Origin of the sequence: Leclercia sp. LSNIH3, assembly GCF_002935105.1 — a bacterium.
Classification (GTDB): Bacteria; Pseudomonadota; Gammaproteobacteria; order Enterobacterales; family Enterobacteriaceae; genus Enterobacter; species Enterobacter adecarboxylatus.
This window is the reverse complement of record NZ_CP026387.1, coordinates 2,925,696-2,941,937: the sequence shown is the minus strand read 5'-3', so window position 1 is coordinate 2,941,937 and position 16,242 is coordinate 2,925,696. Positions and strand designations below refer to the sequence as shown.

The following is a 16,242-nucleotide window of genomic DNA, read 5'->3' as shown; positions in this document are numbered from 1 at the left end:
GGGCGGCGTGGCGTAGCTATAATGTATAAATAATATATTAGCGTAACTGTTATGCTGTTATCTATCATATGTGATCTAAATCACTTTTAAGCCAGAGTGAACAATGGAACGTCTAAAACGAATGTCAGTTTTTGCCAAAGTCGTTGAGCTGGGTTCTTTTACCGCCGCGGCAAGGCAACTGCAGATGAGCGTCTCGTCAATCAGTCAGACCGTCGCCAAACTGGAAGATGACCTCCAGGTAAAGCTCCTCAACCGCAGCACCCGCAGCCTCGGCCTGACCGAAGCAGGCAAAATTTATTATCAGGGCTGTCGGCGAATGCTGTATGAGGCCCAGGCGGTGCATGAGCAACTCTACGCCTTTAATAACACCCCCATCGGCACCCTGCGTATCGGCTGCTCTTCAACTATGGCACAAAATGTCCTGGCCGAAATGACCGCCGAGATGTTGCAGGAGTATCCGGGTCTGACGGTTAATCTGGTCACCGGCATTCCCGCCCCGGATCTGATTGCCGATGGGCTGGATGTGGTGATCCGCGTCGGGGCGTTGCAGGACTCCAGCCTCTTCTCCCGCCGTCTGGGCAGTATGCCAATGGTGGTGTGTGCGGCGAAAAAGTATCTCGCCAGAGCGGGGATCCCGGAGAAACCGGCCGATCTCAGCAATCACGCCTGGCTGGAGTACAGCGTGCGCCCGGATAATGAATTTGAACTGGTCGCGCCGGAAGGGTTATCCACCAAACTGCTGCCGCAGGGGCGTTTTGTCACCAACGATCCGATGACCATCTCCCGCTGGCTGGTGGCCGGGGCCGGGATCGCCTACGTTCCGCTGATGTGGGTGATCAATGAGATCAACAGCGGTGAGCTTGAGATCCTCTTCCCACGTTATCAATCGGATCCACGTCCGGTGTATGCGGTCTATACCGAAAAGGACAAGCTGCCGCTGAAGGTGCAGGTGTGCATTAACTATCTGACCGATTATTTCGTGCAGGTGGCGGCGCTGTTTCAGGAGATGCGGGCAAGGAAGGAGTAGTCTGTTGCCCTCTCCCACAGGGAGAGGGCATGTCGAAAGGAGAAATTACGCGGTACCGCCAACGGTCAGGTTATCTACCTTCAGGGTCGGCTGACCCACGCCCACTGGCAGGCTCTGGCCTTCTTTACCGCAGACACCCACGCCGTTATCCAGCTTCAGATCGTTACCGACCATGGAGATCTGCTGCATCGCTTCGATGCCGGAACCGATTAAGGTCGCGCCTTTCACCGCTTTGGTTACTTTGCCTTTCTCGATCAGATAAGCTTCTGAGGTGGAGAAGACAAATTTGCCCGAGGTGATATCCACCTGGCCGCCGCCGAAGTTCGGGGCGTAGATACCATACTCCACCGACTCGATGATCTCCTGCGGCGTGGATTTACCCGCCAGCATATAGGTGTTGGTCATACGCGGCATCGGCAGGTGCGCGTAGGATTCGCGACGGCCGTTACCGGTTGGGGCCACACCCATCAGGCGCGCATTCAGTTTGTCCTGCATATAGCCTTTCAGGATACCGTTCTCGATCAGCACGTTGTACTGACCCGGCGTCCCTTCATCGTCGATAGAAATGGAGCCGCGACGATCGGTCATGGTGCCATCATCCACCACGGTGCAGAGTTCAGATGCGACCAGCTCACCCATGTGACCGCTGAATACGGAGGTGCCGCGACGGTTGAAGTCGCCTTCCAGACCGTGACCTACCGCTTCGTGCAGCAGTACGCCCGGCCAGCCCGCGCCCAGTACCACTGGCAGGGTGCCCGCAGGTGCCGCTACGGCAGAGAGGTTAACCAGCGCCATCCGCACGGCCTCTTTTGCCCAGGCGTCGGCGCGCACCTCACCTTCGACCGGGTTAAGGAACCATTCATAACCAAAACGACCGCCGCCGCCGCTGGAGCCGCGCTCGCGTTTGCCGTCCTCTTCCACCAGCACGCTGACGGACAGACGCACCAGTGGACGTACATCGGCGGCCAGCGTACCGTCCGTCGCCGCTACCAGAATGAGCTCATATACGCCGCTCAGGCTGGCGGAGACTTCCTGGACGCGCTTATCTTCCGCGCGAGCGACTTTATCCACCCGACGCAGAATATCCAGCTTCTCTTCACGGCTCATGCTTTGCAGCGGATCGACGCTGGTGTAGAGCGCAGTGTGCTGTACTTCACCCAGGGTTTTCACCCGGCCGTCACCGCTGTCGCGCACGATGGTCCGTGCCGCCTGCGCGCTCTGCTCAAGCGCGGCCAGGCTAATCTGATCTGCATAGGCAAAACCGGTTTTTTCACCGCTGATAGCACGAACACCGACGCCCTGGTCGATGTTGTAAGAGCCATCTTTAATAATGCTGTCTTCTAAAACCCAGGATTCGTGATAGCTCGACTGAAAGTAGAGATCGCCGTAGTCGAGACGGCGTTCGGTCAGTTGACCAAGAATGGAGAACAGGTCCTGATGGCTCAGGCCGTTCGCTGCCAGCAAATGTTCACTTACCAGGTTCAGACTCATCGTTTTGCTACTCGTTCGTTGCCGTCCACAGGACGTATCTAAGATCTTATCTATTGAGAGTGAGGCAATTAATTGCCTGCGTCAAATCATTGCTGTGCATCTTTACGCGGCTGTCGCAGCACTTCATTAATCTGCGGCTTATCGACCGGGCCAGTGATGTGGTAGCGCAGAATGGAGACTTTACTCCACAGCGGCCCCAGCACTTTACTGGCGGCAAACACCGCCGCGCCGACGATCGGGTTAACGGCAAAGGCCGCTGCCACGCCGACGGTGGCAGAAATTTCCGGTGCCACTACCGCTTCCATATCCAGCTCGCGGCGCACCAGATTGACGGAGCCTTTCATGGCGATATCCGCTTCCAGTCCGTCCACCAGAGTATCATCAGTGTGCAACACCCCATCTTTGATCCACGCGGTACTGCGAATCGAGTCGAAGTAGAACCCTTCGCTGAAGGTATCGTTGAAGTCGAAGCGCAGCTTACGCAGCAGGGCGTCGAAGCTGAGCAGACGCAGCAGTTGGCCCGCATGGCCGGTGCTCAGATCGGCTATTTCACCTTTGCCCAGCCGGGTCTTAAGGATGCCGTTCAGCGAGGCTTCGTCAGGCTTCCACGGCTGGTCGCGCCAGTGCAGATCGTAGTCGAGATCAAACGACGACCCGCGAATCGGAGTAGTGATACCGAAATAGTTCGATGCCGCATCCAGCTTGTTGCCTTTGAGTTGCCCTTTCAGTGAGGTGCGCTGCTCCCCGGCACCGTTCACCCATTCGCCGTTGGCGGTCAGGCGGCCGAAGCCAGTATCAATAAGCCCGCCCGCCAGAGTCAGGGTGTTGCCCTTGATGGTGAAATCACCATCGATACGGCCATATTTCTGTCCCCACAGCCAGCACTCGGCACAGCGCAGCTGTAAATCAGGCCAGCCGCTGAAATTGACCTGTGTGGTGCTGGCTAATGGCGAAACAGTGTTGCCTTTCCCGGTGGTGGCGGTGCCCGGATTGTAAGAGAGATAGCGGATCGCCGCCTGCCATGGCGCAGTGTCGCGCATCAGCAGGGTGGCGTTGATTTCCCGTCCCTGCGCCTCAACGCTTGAGCCGTTCAGGGTAGGCTGCGTGACAATGCTCAGGTTATTCCACTGCTGCCTACCCAGCGTCAGCGCGGGAGTGCGCACCGTGATGTGCTGCGGGAACTGCACTGAGTCATCCACATTTTCCCCAACGCCACGCTGGAACAGCGCTAACCACTCGGCACCGTCCATTGGCGGCAGGTTGAGTTCAACACCTGCCTGTTCCGGCAGCGGCGGCAGCGTGCGACTGTCGGAGGTCCAGATGGCGCGATCGAGCGTCAGCCTGCGGTTCAGCAGCCAGCGGCTGTTAAAGTGGTTTTTGCCGCCCGCATTGCCCGTCAGGGTAAAGCTGTTGAGATCCCCGTCGACGTTCACTTTTACTGGCAGCGGTTCGCCCGCCGGTTTGTTCAGCGGAGATGGCAGATCGCTGCTGACGTTCTTCAGATCGCCGCTGAGATCGACCTTGTAATGGGCATCACCCCGATAAGGCAGCTCAATGGCGACCTTACCGTTCCACGGCAAGCGGCCACCCAGAGACTGACTGAGCGTTTTTGGCAGCACGTCCAACCGAGACGGCTGCCAACTGGCATCCAGATTGATCCCCACCTGATAGGCCTTCTCGCCCTCGGTGGTGGAGAAGTCGATATTCAGCGGCTGATTGAACCAGCTTGCCGTCAGCGGCCCGCTTTTCAGATCGTCATTGACGAAGCTGAACTGGCCGCTCAGATTGTTAATGGTGCTGTTCAGCGGCTTAATAAATAAGCTGTTATTTTTCAGCCTGACGTCGCCTTCGGCGGTGGTCATGGTACCGTCCAGCGGGATATCCAGATGTAAGCGAGCATTCACATCACCATCCAACTGGAGCTGCTTAAGGGTGGCACCCAGTGAATCATCCAGCGGCGTCTCGTCAAAGTACGGCCCAACGGCTTTTCCTGGCCCGTTGATATCGGCGTCGATCAGCAGTTTTTCTTTCGAATAGTCCGGGATCACCGCGGTCAGGTTACTGGCCTTCACCCCGCCCAGCGCGACGCCGTCGGTCTTCATCCATAACCCGTCATTGATAAAGTTAAGTTCAATATCGAGGTTTTTCAGGGCTGGCCAGTCAGGCTGGAAAGCATAGGTGGCGTTGCGTAACGGCACCAGAACCTGGAACTGACCTTCGTTGTGCTTGTAGGGGAAGAGGTGTGGGTTGCCACCATAGGCCAGGGTGGCGTTATCCGCCTGGCCGCCCTGAATAGCACCGCTCAGGTAATCCACCAGCGCTTTGCCCATCAGGTTTTCAGGAAAATAGCGCCAGGCCTGCGACCCGTCGTCGGTGCTTATGCCCGCCAGGATCCCCAGCCAGGGTTCATCACCCGCCGGTTGCAGATAGCGGAAACCACCCCGGGCATGCACCGCTTTGGCTTTGACGTCGATGTTGCGTCCGTCGAGCTGGAATCCTTTCTCGTTTTTCAACCAGTGAAGGGTTGCCGTGCCTTTCTCTACCTCCAGCGGAGCGCGGAAGACGGTTTCGTAAGGCATTTTCGCATCATGGATGTGGGCCACCAGACGGCCATCTTCCACGCTGCCTTCCAGAGTGCCGCTGAAATGCTCGGCACCCGGCAGCAGTTCCCACTGCTTCCAGGCGAGATCGGTCCATGCGATGTTGAAGCGGGTTTTTTCCGTTGCCTGTAGCGGAATATCGAGGGCCAGAGCGTTAATCGCCCCAACCGGTTGGGTGGCCTGCCACACTTCGCCCAGCGAGGGGGAGAGTTTCGCCGCGATAGTTCGCAGCCCTTCAAGGCCCGACAGTTCCAGATTACTGGCACGAATACGTAGCTCGTCGCTGCGTTTGTTGTTGGCACCGCCAACGTCCTGCGCCGGGATCCAGGCCAGCGACAACGCGCCGCGCGGCCACGACTTATCGTCCATCGTAATACGGGTATCCGGGATGGCGAACTGCCAGCCCTCTTTCTCGCGGGTAACGTGCGCAGTCAGGTTATCAACCGAAAGCTGATGCTGGCGCGCCTTACCCGGCCAGCTGGCGCCCCCCTGCTTCAGCCAGATATCGCCGCTGGCGAACTCGCCGTTGGAGAGGGTCATCCACCCTTCAATGCTGAAACGCGCGGTTTCCAGCTGCATATTCTGCTGTAGCCACTCACCCAGCCAGGGTTTGACGTCTACGTCATCGGCCTGCATCCACACTTTGCCGTTATTCAGCAGGCCATTGTCGTCACGCAGATCCATCCGCACCTGCATCACGCCATGCTGTCCGTTCAGGCTGGAGAGGCTGACCTGGCCTTCCGCCCGATGCCGATCTTTGCCGTTAAGCCAGGTAAGCTGAGGGATTGCCAGTTCGGCGCGCTGCCCGGAAAGCGTGATAAAGCTGATTTCGCTGTCGCGCAGATCGAAGTGATCGAACTGGCGCAGGAACAGATCGCTGATGCGGTTGGCCTCGAAGCCTTCGCCCTGGTCGTCGCTACGTAGCGGAGTGTTGGTCAGAAACTGCAGTTGATAGAAGGTCAGATCGCGAAACTGCCAGCGCAGGTGCAGCAGGCTTTGCCATACGTCCAACGCCAGGGTGACGCGCTTGATGTTAAGGTGGCCGCCATCCTTCAGCTGCGCCTTGATGTCGCGCACTTCCAGCGTCGGGCCGAAGTTCTGCCAGCTCGCGTTGAGCTGGCTGGCCGCGACGGGCACACCGGTCGCGGATTCGATTTTCGCCAGCAGCTCAGGGCGCCAGCTGTCCAGATGCGGCAATATGAGACGCAGCCCGCTTACGAGCAGCGCGACAATCACGATCAGCGTTGCCCCTGTAAGCAATAAAATCCCCGGCAATCGCCTCACGCGTCTCTCCTTGTCAGCCGTTCTTGTCTCGCAGCACCCTGCGGATTACATCATTACTACGTCAAACTGCTCCGGGTTATAGAGCGGCTCTATCTGCACTTTTACCTGTTTGCCGACAAAGATTTCCACTTCTGCCAGCGCGTGGGACTCTTCGCCTTTAAGGGCTTCCGCCACCGAAGGAGAAGCATAGACCAGGAAGCGGTCGGAGTCGTAGGCGTGATGGACGCGAACGATCTCACGCATGATCTCGTAACAGACCGTTTCTACCGTCTTTACCGTGCCGCGGCCATGACAGGTCGGGCACTCGCTGCACAGCACATGCTCCACGCTTTCGCGGGTGCGCTTGCGGGTCATCTCAACCAAGCCCAGCTGGGAGAAGCCATTGATGCTGGTTTTGACGCGATCTTTACTCAGCGCCTGCTCCAGGGAATGCAGTACGCGGCGGCGGTGGTCTTCGTTACTCATATCGATAAAGTCGATAATGATAATGCCACCCAGATTGCGCAGACGAAGCTGACGCGCAATGGCCTGCGTCGCTTCGATATTGGTATTGAAAATGGTGTCGTCCAGATTGCGATGGCCGACAAAGGCCCCGGTGTTGATATCCACGGTGGTCATCGCTTCGGTCTGATCGATAATCAGATAGCCGCCGGACTTAAGTTCGACCTTGCGCTCCAGCGCGCGCTGGATCTCGTTCTCGACGTCATAGAGATCAAAAATCGGCTGGCGCCCGGTGTAGTGCTCCAGCAGGCCCGGCATTTCCGGGATGTATTCGGCGGTAAATTCGAGCAGCGCATCGTAAGTCAGACGGGAGTCGACGCGAATACGGTCAAGCTGGGCATCGGCGAAGTCGCGCAGGACGCGCTGGGCAAGCGCCAGCTCACCGTATAGCTGATAGCGGGTCTGGTTGCGTTTTTTACGCTCCATTACTTTTGTCCAGACACGTTTCAGGTAGGCGGCATCCGAGGCCAAATCTTCTTCGCTTATCCCCTCTGCGGCGGTGCGAATAATGAACCCGCCCTGCTCATCGCAGTACGCGCTCACGACTTTTTTCAGGCGTTCACGCTCGCTTTCGCTCTCGATACGCTGGGAGACGCCAACGTGCGATGCACCCGGCATAAAGACCAGATAACGGGAAGGTAAGGTAATGTCGGTAGTCAGGCGCGCACCTTTAGTGCCTAAGGGATCTTTCACCACCTGCACCATCAGATCCTGGCCCTGACGGACCAGCTCGGAGATATCACGAACGGTGAACTGTTTCTGCTCTTCACCCGCCACGCATTCGGTATGCGGCATGATATCTGAAGCATGTAAGAAGGCCGCTTTATCGAGGCCAATATCTACAAATGCCGCCTGCATACCCGGTAGTACACGACTGACACGACCTTTGTAGATATTGCCTACTATTCCGCGCCGCGCTTCACGCTCGATATGAATTTCCTGAAGAATTCCACCGTCGATATACGCCACACGGGTTTCCGAGGGCGTTACGTTTACCAACAATTCAGCCGTCATAATTATCCCTTCCCTCACGCAGTGAGTTAAAATTGCTCAGCAACTCATACGTTTCCACCAGCGGTAAGCCGACTACGGCGTGATAGCTGCCATTGATCTTCCTGACAAAGCAGCCACCCAACCCTTGAATACCGTATGCACCTGCTTTATCCATTGGTTCACCGCTGGCGATATAACCGGCGATATCCTCTTCGGTGAGTACTCTGAACGTCACATCGGTCACCACCAGGCAATCGAGCACCTGCTGGCGGTCTGCCAGCGCGACGGCGGTCATGACCTGATGCGTTTGGCCGGACAATTTGCTCAGCATCTTAAACGCATGCTCATCGTCGTGCGGTTTCTCGAGGACTTCACCGTTCAGGATCACGATGGTATCTGCCCCCAGCACCGGTAAATCACGCGGCACCTGCGCCACGCCAGCCAGCGCTTTCTCCCGTGCCAGACGGGAAACATACTGTTGTGCGCTTTCGCCCTCAGCACGTTTTTCTTCGATACCGGTCACGATACGTTCGAAGGCGACACCCAATTGGGTGAGCAGCTCCTGGCGACGGGGTGAACCGGAGGCAAGATATAGAGACGTCATAGAAACCTTTTATTGCACGGCAAATTGCTGGCGAACCTTACGCATCAGCAGGAACAACCACGGCCAGAGCACACCGTTTACTACACTACTCCAGAACACTTCCGGACGGAAAGAGACGTTGATCACTAAAAACTCTGCCCAGAAAACAATGATATCCGCGGCCATGGATAACAACATCACCACCAGCGCCTGTTGCCAGAGCGCCAGATTACGAAAGAGCTGGAATTTTAGAGCGACCAGGTATGCGATGATGCTCATGGACAGGGCGCGTACGCCAAGCGTTGAACCGCTAATCAGATCCAGTATGGCACCCATCACAAAACCTGTGCCCACATTTACGCGGTGCGGCAGAGCGAGGATCCAGTAAAGCAGAATAAGCAGCACCCAGTTTGGCCGGAAAACGAGAATGTCGTCCGGCCAGGGCATCACTTGCAGCAACAGCGCGATCAAAAACGAGAGCCAGATAACCCAGCGTCCCTGGCTACGATAGCTTGCCACTATTGCCCTCCCGGGGAGAGTTGCGGTGGCGGTGGCGCATCAGGCAGCGGCTGGGTCAGCCCGGTTGCCGGCGCAGGTACTGGCGCAGGCGGCCCCATTGAGTTTGGCGCAGGCAGAACCTGCGGCATCATCTGCATCAGACGTTCATTCGCAACGCGATGTACATCTTCCGGGGTCATCGGGTTGGTCCCGTTACGATCGGCGCCCCACAACAGCAACAGATAGCGCAGACGCTGTAGACCTGCCGTTGGGCGTGCCTGAATCACGGTATAGGCGCGCTGAGTATCCAGCTTCACGGAGGAGACCACCCCAACCGGATAACCTTCCGGGAAGCGCCCGCCCAGACCCGACGTCACCAGCACATCGCCCACGCGAATATCGGTATTCGCAGGCAGATGTTCGAGCTGCAGATCGTCAGTACAGCCGTTACCGGCCGCAATCACGCGGATATCGTTACGCAGTACCTGGATCGGCAGCGCATGGGTGGCATCGCAAATCAGCAGCACGCGGCTGGTGAGCTTGGCGACGGCGACCACCTGGCCGACAACGCCTTTATCGCTGATCACCGGCTGGCCTTCGTATACGCCATTGACGCTGCCCTTGTCGATCACCACCTGATCGCTGTACGGATCGTTAACGGTGGAGATCACCTGGGTCACCATCTTCTGCTCATCCTGACGCAGCGGGGAACCCAGCAGTTCACGCAGTCTGGCATTCTCCTGCTTGTACTGGCCCAGCATCAGTAGTTCGCTGTTTTTCAGCAGCAGCTCCTGGCGTAACGCGCGGTTTTCAAGTTCGAGTTGATCGCGTGAGGACAGGGTTTGCGAGACGCTGTCGAGTAGTTCACGGGGACCATTTGATACAAAGTAGAAAGGACTGACGGCGGTATCCATGTACGTTCGGATCTGGCTGAACGTACCGAGGCGGCTATCGGCAATAATGACACCAAGCGCTACTAACACCCCAAGGATCAGGCGAAACTGTAGCGACGGGCCACGGCTAAAAATTGGCTTCATAGGCTATGCGTACTCTCGCGTCAGAGAGAAAGGGTAGCCATCCGCTACCCTTTCACACCTGACTACTCTTCGCTGAACAAGTCGCCGCCGTGCATGTCGATCATCTCCAGCGCCTTGCCGCCGCCACGGGCTACGCAAGTCAGTGGATCTTCAGCAACTACGACAGGAATACCTGTCTCTTCCATCAACAGGCGGTCGAGGTTACGCAGCAGCGCACCACCACCGGTCAGAACCATACCGCGCTCGGAGATATCGGAAGCCAGTTCCGGCGGGCACTGCTCGAGGGCAACCATGACGGCGCTAACAATGCCGGTCAACGGCTCTTGCAGCGCTTCGAGGATTTCGTTGGAGTTCAGGGTAAAGCCACGTGGAACGCCTTCTGCCAGGTTACGGCCGCGCACTTCGATCTCGCGCACTTCGTCACCCGGGTAAGCAGAACCGATTTCGTGCTTAATACGCTCTGCGGTGGCTTCACCGATCAGAGAGCCGTAGTTACGGCGAACGTAATTGATGATGGCTTCGTCGAAGCGGTCACCACCGATACGTACGGAAGAGGAGTAAACCACACCGTTCAGAGAGATAACGGCCACTTCAGTGGTACCGCCACCGATATCCACCACCATGGAGCCGGTCGCTTCGGAAACCGGCAGGCCGGCACCAATAGCCGCAGCCATCGGCTCTTCAATCAGGAAGACTTCACGCGCACCAGCGCCCTGAGCGGATTCACGAATAGCACGACGCTCTACCTGGGTAGCGCCAACCGGCACACACACCAGAACACGTGGGCTTGGACGCATAAAGCTGTTGCTGTGCACCTGTTTGATAAAGTGCTGAAGCATTTTCTCGGTCACGAAGAAGTCAGCGATAACGCCGTCTTTCATCGGTCGAATGGCAGCGATATTACCCGGCGTACGACCAAGCATCTGCTTAGCGTCATGGCCGACGGCCGCTACGCTTTTCGGTGAACCAGCACGATCCTGACGAATGGCCACAACTGAAGGCTCATTCAGTACGATGCCTTGTCCTTTTACATAAATGAGGGTATTCGCAGTACCCAGGTCAATGGACAGGTCATTGGAAAACATGCCACGAAATTTTTTCAACATACTAAGGGATAATCCTGAAAGCTGGGGCGGAAAACAAAATCCGCTTACTTTACCAACCACACGCAGCAGCGACAAGGCGCAAAAATCGCCTGCTACGGTGAAAATTTGTGCAGCACGTTTCCTTTGTTACAAATCGTCGCCTGACTCCCTCAGGTCAGAGAAAAAACAGCGTTCCTCACGTTCATTTGTAACCCGTTTAAGGTCGCTCACTGTCATTTTGCTCGTCATACATCACGCTACAGGCGCGATATTCTACGTGAAAACTCACCAAACGGCAGGTTAAACAGAGTATCTTTGCGAATATTTTTTCACATTGCTGTCAAGAGGCTGAGAGGCAGCAAAAAAATCGCCCTGACCCCCTGTAACTCCGCGCTCTGTCAACGTCCGCCATTCGGTTCGAGACCTCACACCTGTGGCAAAAACATGGGTTTGCGTTCCCTTGCAGGCTTCAACCAGACTCTGTACCAGCAGTTGGTTTTCCGTACGTTTTTCAATGTTCCTTACCAGCCCCGGATGCAGCTTCAACAGCTCTACCTCCAGCGCCTTGATCCAGCTGGTGCTGACCAGCGTCAAGCCCGCCTGCGTTACCGCTACACGCGCACCCAGCGCATTGATCAGCCGTACCACCGGCTGTAACCGACTGATGTGTTGACAAACATCCGCCTCTGCAAGTTCAAAAATAATCCGTTTACGCTGCGATTTTTCACATTGCATCAACACATCGCGCAGCCAGCGCTGGAAACGCGGGCGGATCAAAGACTCTACCGTCACCTGCAGCGCCAGGTGTTCTTCGGGCCAGAAGGATAAGAATGGCATCAATCGCGAAATTTGCTGGCGGTCGTACTCCTCCGACAGACCAAACTGCAGCACCATCGGAAGATATTCCGCTGACACTACCTCTTCGTTGCCGTCAAAGATGCGGCAGAGCAGCTCCCGGTGATGGACCTGGCCATTTGCCAGCACCGCCGGTTTTTGGTAGATACGCGGTCCGCCGCGGGTAAGCATCTGTTCGATCAGAGTACGCCAGCGCACATTGCCGCGCCCTTTCTCTGGCAGGGAGTCATCATAAACCGCCCAGCTGTTAGCGCCCTGCAACACAGCATTGCGGGTGGCGGCTTCGGCGTGCTCCATCACCTGTTCGGTGGTCTGGCCGCCGCGCCAGGCGCAAATGCCAATATGCACCATGTCATCACGATCGAGCATTTTGCTGGGAGGCAGTGTATCCACCGACTTCAACAGCAGGCTGGCAATGCTCTCTGACTCTTTCAGGGTGCGATGCGGCAGCAGCACGGCGTAATCACTGCGGTGATAGCGCGCCAGCAGTGCGCCGGGATAGCGCATCATAAAGGTGGAGAGCATATTGATGAGCATAAACAGATGCTCCTCCGCCACTGCCCGTCCCCAGTTGTCTTTCAGCAGATCGAAGTCCGGCAGGCGAACAATCATCACCACCCCGTGCGACCCAACCTTTTCAGGATCTTCTAACAGGGTAGCCAGCTGATTATCAAAGAAAAGACGGTTATTAAGGCCCGTTTTGTTGTCCTGGGCGGCATAGGAGCGAATCAGCGTGTCCATGCGGCTTCGCTGGTCGCTGGCAAACTGAATTTCGGACAGCAGAACGTCCAGCGCACTGCTGGTGCGTGATGGCCATTCATAAACGGACCCGCGCACAGGGGCGCCACGTTCACCGTTAAGGATGCGCACCGAACGCGCCTCCAGTAACTCCTGCCCGGAGAGCTGGCGACGCAGCCAGCGCACTGCCAGAAAGATCAGCACGACCACGAAGATCACCGCTACCGTCAGCGGTGCGGTGGTCACCAACGAACGAAAATAACTGTTCATCGGGTCCAGATAGGCCAGACTTATGGTCATACCGGGGTTTTTAAGAGAAGGAACGGTCAGTTCGAGATTCTGGAGTGGCGCACCGGCCGGTCGATAGCCTTTTAACCCGTTGTGGCTGAAAATGGTTTTCCCGCCCTGCTTAATCTCAACACGCGTGATTTCCACCGGTGCCATCAGCTCGTCCAGCTGATGGGAAAGTTCAGGAAAAGGTGTGCTGACAAGACGCGAATCAATGACCGACGCCACGGAGTGTACGCGGTTCGCCAGCTTCCCCTGGATCGCATTATAAAAACTGAGCGAGCAGCCGATCAGGGTGACAAAGATGGTCAAGCCAGTCAGCAAGGAGATGAAAGCGGAGAACTTCGTCGATAATCGCATCCTTGAGATTACTCCGTGAGTTGATGAGGATAGCAAGTGAGCGCTAACTTGCACTACGGCATCGGCATACTACCAAATCCGGTGTATCTGGCAATTTATTGCGTTAAATCGGCATTGCATATCAATGAGCGAGTATAGTCTTCAAAAAATTTTTTCCAATCATCATGCTGAGTAAGGAATTCGTATGCAGGCTTTGATCTTAGAACAGCAGGAAGGCAAAACACTTGCATCAGTGCAATCTATTGAGGAGAGCCGCCTGCCTGAGGGGGCCGTGACCGTTGATATCGACTGGTCCAGTCTGAATTATAAAGACGCGCTCGCCATTACGGGCACTGGCAAAATCATTCGCAATTTTCCCATGGTTCCAGGTATCGACTTTGCGGGCCGCGTACACGCCAGCGAAGATCCGCGTTTCCATGCTGGCCAGCAGGTACTGTTGACCGGCTGGGGCGTGGGCGAAAACCACTGGGGCGGCCTGGCCGCGCAGGCACGTGTTAACGGCGACTGGCTGGTGCCTATGCCGAACGGACTCGATGGCCGTAAAGCAATGATCATCGGCACCGCCGGTTTTACCGCCATGCTGTGCGTAATGGCGCTGGAAGAGGCCGGTGTAACACCGCAATCCGGTGAGGTGGTGGTAACGGGTGCCAGCGGCGGCGTCGGCAGTACCGCTGTCGCCCTGCTGCACAAGCTGGGCTATCAGGTGGCGGCAGTCTCCGGGCGTGAAAGTACCCATGACTACCTGCGTAGCCTCGGTGCCAGCCGCATTCTGGGCCGCGATGAGTTCGCAGAGACCCGCCCGCTGGAGAAACAGATCTGGGCCGGTGCCGTCGATACCGTCGGGGATAAAGTGCTGGCGAAAGTGCTGGCGCAGATGAACTACGGCGGTTGCGTGGCGGCGTGTGGCCTGGCGGGCGGTTTTGCCCTCCCGACCACGGTGATGCCGTTTATTCTGCGCAATGTCCGTCTGCAGGGTGTCGATTCCGTGATGACCCCGCCAGCGCGCCGCGTCCAGGCCTGGGAACGACTGGTTCGCGATCTGCCCGCCTCCTTCTACACCCAAAGCGCCACCCAGATTAGCCTTGAGCAGGCGCCGGAATACGCCGCGAAGATCATCAATAACCAGATCCAGGGCCGTACGCTGGTGAAGCTGGCGTAATCTTCAAATTTTCGTGACATATTCGCTTTAACCCGGCTCCTCCGTCATGCTTAAAAAAACGCATGACGGAGGAAGCCATGAAAGTGAAACCCCTGACGGAAGCCGATATCACCGCGGAATCCGTTTTTATGCTTAAGCGACGCCAGATCCTGAAAATGCTGGGGATCGGTGCCGGTGCGCTGACGCTCTCCCCCCTCGCCCAGGCCGACCTGCTGGACTGGTTTAAGGGCAACGATCGCCCAAAAGCGCCTTCCGGGAAACCGCTTAACTTTACCCAACCCGCCCAGTGGCAGAGCACGCTTGCCAAAACCCCCGAAGAGAAAGTGACAGGTTATAACAACTTCTACGAGTTCGGCCTGGATAAAGCCGATCCTGCGGCCAACGCGGGCAGCCTGAAGACCGATCCCTGGACGCTGAAAATCGACGGCGAAGTGGCGAAACCTCTGACTCTCGATTACAACGATTTGACCACCCGCTTCCCGCTGGAGGAACGAATCTACCGCATGCGCTGCGTTGAGGCCTGGTCGATGGTGGTGCCGTGGATTGGTTTTCCGTTGCATAAGCTGCTGGCGATGGTGGAACCCACCAGCAACGCGAAGTATGTCGCCTTCCAGACCCTTTACGCCCCGGAGATCATGCCCGGCCAGAAAGACCGGTTTATTGGCGGTGGCCTGGATTACCCGTACGTAGAAGGATTGCGTATTGATGAAGCCATGCACCCGCTGACGCTGATGACCGTTGGTGTTTACGGCAAAGCCCTGCCGCCGCAAAACGGCGCGCCTATCCGCCTCACCGTGCCGTGGAAATATGGCTTTAAGGGCATTAAATCGATCGTCAGCATCAAGCTGACCCGTGAACGCCCGCCCACTACCTGGAACCTTGCGGCCCCGGATGAGTACGGTTTTTACGCCAACGTGAACCCGCACGTCGATCATCCCCGCTGGTCGCAGGCGAGCGAGCGGTTTATTGGCTCGGGCGGCGCACTGGACGTCAAACGCCAGCCTACGCTGCTGTTTAACGGCTATGCTGACCAGGTCGCATCACTCTATCGCGGCCTCGACTTACGGGAGTTTTTCTAAGTGCGTCTGACGGCAAAACAGATTACCTGGCTGAAAGTCGCCCTGCATCTTGCGGGGCTGCTTCCATTTATATGGCTGTTCTGGGCCATCAACCACGGCGGCCTGAGTGCCGATCCGGCAAAAGATATTCAGCACTTCACCGGGCGCACCGCGCTGAAATTTTTACTGGCGACGCTGCTGGTTTCGCCGCTAGCGCGCTACGCAAAACAGCCTTTATTGATCCGTACCCGCCGCCTGCTTGGGCTATGGTGTTTTGCCTGGGCAACGCTGCATCTCACCAGCTATGCGTTCCTGGAGCTGGGCATTAACAATCTGGCCCTGCTGGGGAGCGAACTGATTACCCGGCCTTACTTAACCCTGGGGATTATCAGTTGGGTGATTTTACTGGCGTTGACCCTCACCTCCACCCAATACGCCCAGCGAAAACTGGGAAGGCGCTGGCAACTTCTGCATAATTTTGTCTATCTGGTCGCGATCCTCGCTCCCATCCACTACCTTTGGTCAGTGAAAATTCTCTCGCCGCAGCCGATCATCTATGCTGTGCTGGCCATAGTGCTTCTGGCATGGCGTTATAAGAAGTTTCGCCAGTGGTGGCGATAACGGACGAAAGTGGGCGAATCTCCACAGATCGCTCACCCTTCCTGAGTATTTATCCGAATGCTGT

General features: G+C 56.8%; 12 protein-coding genes. 4 read left to right on the top strand and 8 right to left on the bottom strand.

Annotation, left to right across the window (positions count from 1 at the left end; translation table 11 throughout):
* Positions 1 to 103 precede the first annotated feature (103 nt).
* Positions 104 to 1,027, top strand: coding sequence for an HTH-type transcriptional activator AaeR (gene aaeR, locus C3F35_RS14305; protein ID WP_032614555.1), 924 nt, complete (start codon positions 104 to 106; stop codon positions 1,025 to 1,027).
* Between the two features lie 45 nt (positions 1,028 to 1,072).
* On the opposite strand, the gene tldD is transcribed toward aaeR, so the two are convergent.
* The 8 genes from tldD to csrD all read right to left on the bottom strand — a co-directional run bounded on the left by tldD (position 1,073) and on the right by csrD (position 13,340).
* On the bottom strand, positions 1,073 to 2,518 hold the full coding sequence (tldD, locus tag C3F35_RS14300) for a metalloprotease TldD (protein ID WP_032614557.1): 1,446 nt from the start codon (positions 2,516 to 2,518) through the stop codon (positions 1,073 to 1,075).
* 86 nt (positions 2,519 to 2,604) lie between these two features.
* Positions 2,605 to 6,402 (bottom strand): AsmA2 domain-containing protein YhdP, encoded by a 3,798-nt coding sequence (gene yhdP / locus C3F35_RS14295; RefSeq protein ID WP_103792773.1) that lies wholly within the window; start codon positions 6,400 to 6,402, stop codon positions 2,605 to 2,607.
* A gap of 45 nt (positions 6,403 to 6,447) precedes the next feature.
* Positions 6,448 to 7,917: a ribonuclease G gene (gene rng, locus C3F35_RS14290; protein ID WP_059307092.1), complete on the bottom strand. Its 1,470-nt coding sequence runs from the start codon at positions 7,915 to 7,917 to the stop codon at positions 6,448 to 6,450.
* The gene (locus C3F35_RS14285) at positions 7,907 to 8,500 is read right to left on the bottom strand and encodes a Maf family protein (RefSeq protein ID WP_059307091.1); all 594 of its coding nucleotides are present in this window, start codon (positions 8,498 to 8,500) and stop codon (positions 7,907 to 7,909) included. Before C3F35_RS14285 ends, rng begins: the two co-directional genes overlap by 11 nt.
* A gap of 9 nt (positions 8,501 to 8,509) precedes the next feature.
* Positions 8,510 to 8,998, bottom strand: a complete 489-nt coding sequence (gene mreD, locus C3F35_RS14280; RefSeq protein ID WP_032614566.1) for a rod shape-determining protein MreD — start codon at positions 8,996 to 8,998, stop codon at positions 8,510 to 8,512.
* Entirely contained in the window at positions 8,998 to 10,014 is a 1,017-nt protein-coding gene (gene mreC, locus C3F35_RS14275) for a rod shape-determining protein MreC (RefSeq protein ID WP_032614569.1), read from the bottom strand. Before mreC ends, mreD begins: the two co-directional genes overlap by 1 nt.
* A 62-nt stretch (positions 10,015 to 10,076) precedes the next feature.
* Positions 10,077 to 11,120, bottom strand: a complete 1,044-nt coding sequence (mreB, locus tag C3F35_RS14270; RefSeq protein WP_000913396.1) for a rod shape-determining protein MreB — start codon at positions 11,118 to 11,120, stop codon at positions 10,077 to 10,079.
* Between the two features lie 279 nt (positions 11,121 to 11,399).
* Positions 11,400 to 13,340 carry an RNase E specificity factor CsrD gene (gene csrD / locus C3F35_RS14260; RefSeq protein ID WP_032614571.1) on the bottom strand — a complete coding sequence of 647 codons (1,941 nt, stop codon included), beginning with the start codon at positions 13,338 to 13,340 and terminating at the stop codon, positions 11,400 to 11,402.
* A 184-nt stretch (positions 13,341 to 13,524) separates the two neighbouring features.
* Here csrD and acuI point away from each other — a divergent pair, with 184 nt between their 5' ends.
* The 3 genes from acuI to msrQ all read left to right on the top strand — a co-directional run bounded on the left by acuI (position 13,525) and on the right by msrQ (position 16,178).
* The gene (acuI, locus tag C3F35_RS14255) at positions 13,525 to 14,499 is read left to right on the top strand and encodes an acrylyl-CoA reductase (NADPH) (protein WP_077226298.1); all 975 of its coding nucleotides are present in this window, start codon (positions 13,525 to 13,527) and stop codon (positions 14,497 to 14,499) included.
* 77 nt (positions 14,500 to 14,576) lie between these two features.
* Positions 14,577 to 15,578, top strand: a complete 1,002-nt coding sequence (gene msrP, locus C3F35_RS14250; RefSeq protein WP_032614575.1) for a protein-methionine-sulfoxide reductase catalytic subunit MsrP — start codon at positions 14,577 to 14,579, stop codon at positions 15,576 to 15,578.
* On the top strand, positions 15,579 to 16,178 hold the full coding sequence (msrQ, locus tag C3F35_RS14245; protein ID WP_032614577.1) for a protein-methionine-sulfoxide reductase heme-binding subunit MsrQ: 600 nt from the start codon (positions 15,579 to 15,581) through the stop codon (positions 16,176 to 16,178).
* The last annotated feature ends 64 nt before the right edge of the window (positions 16,179 to 16,242 follow it).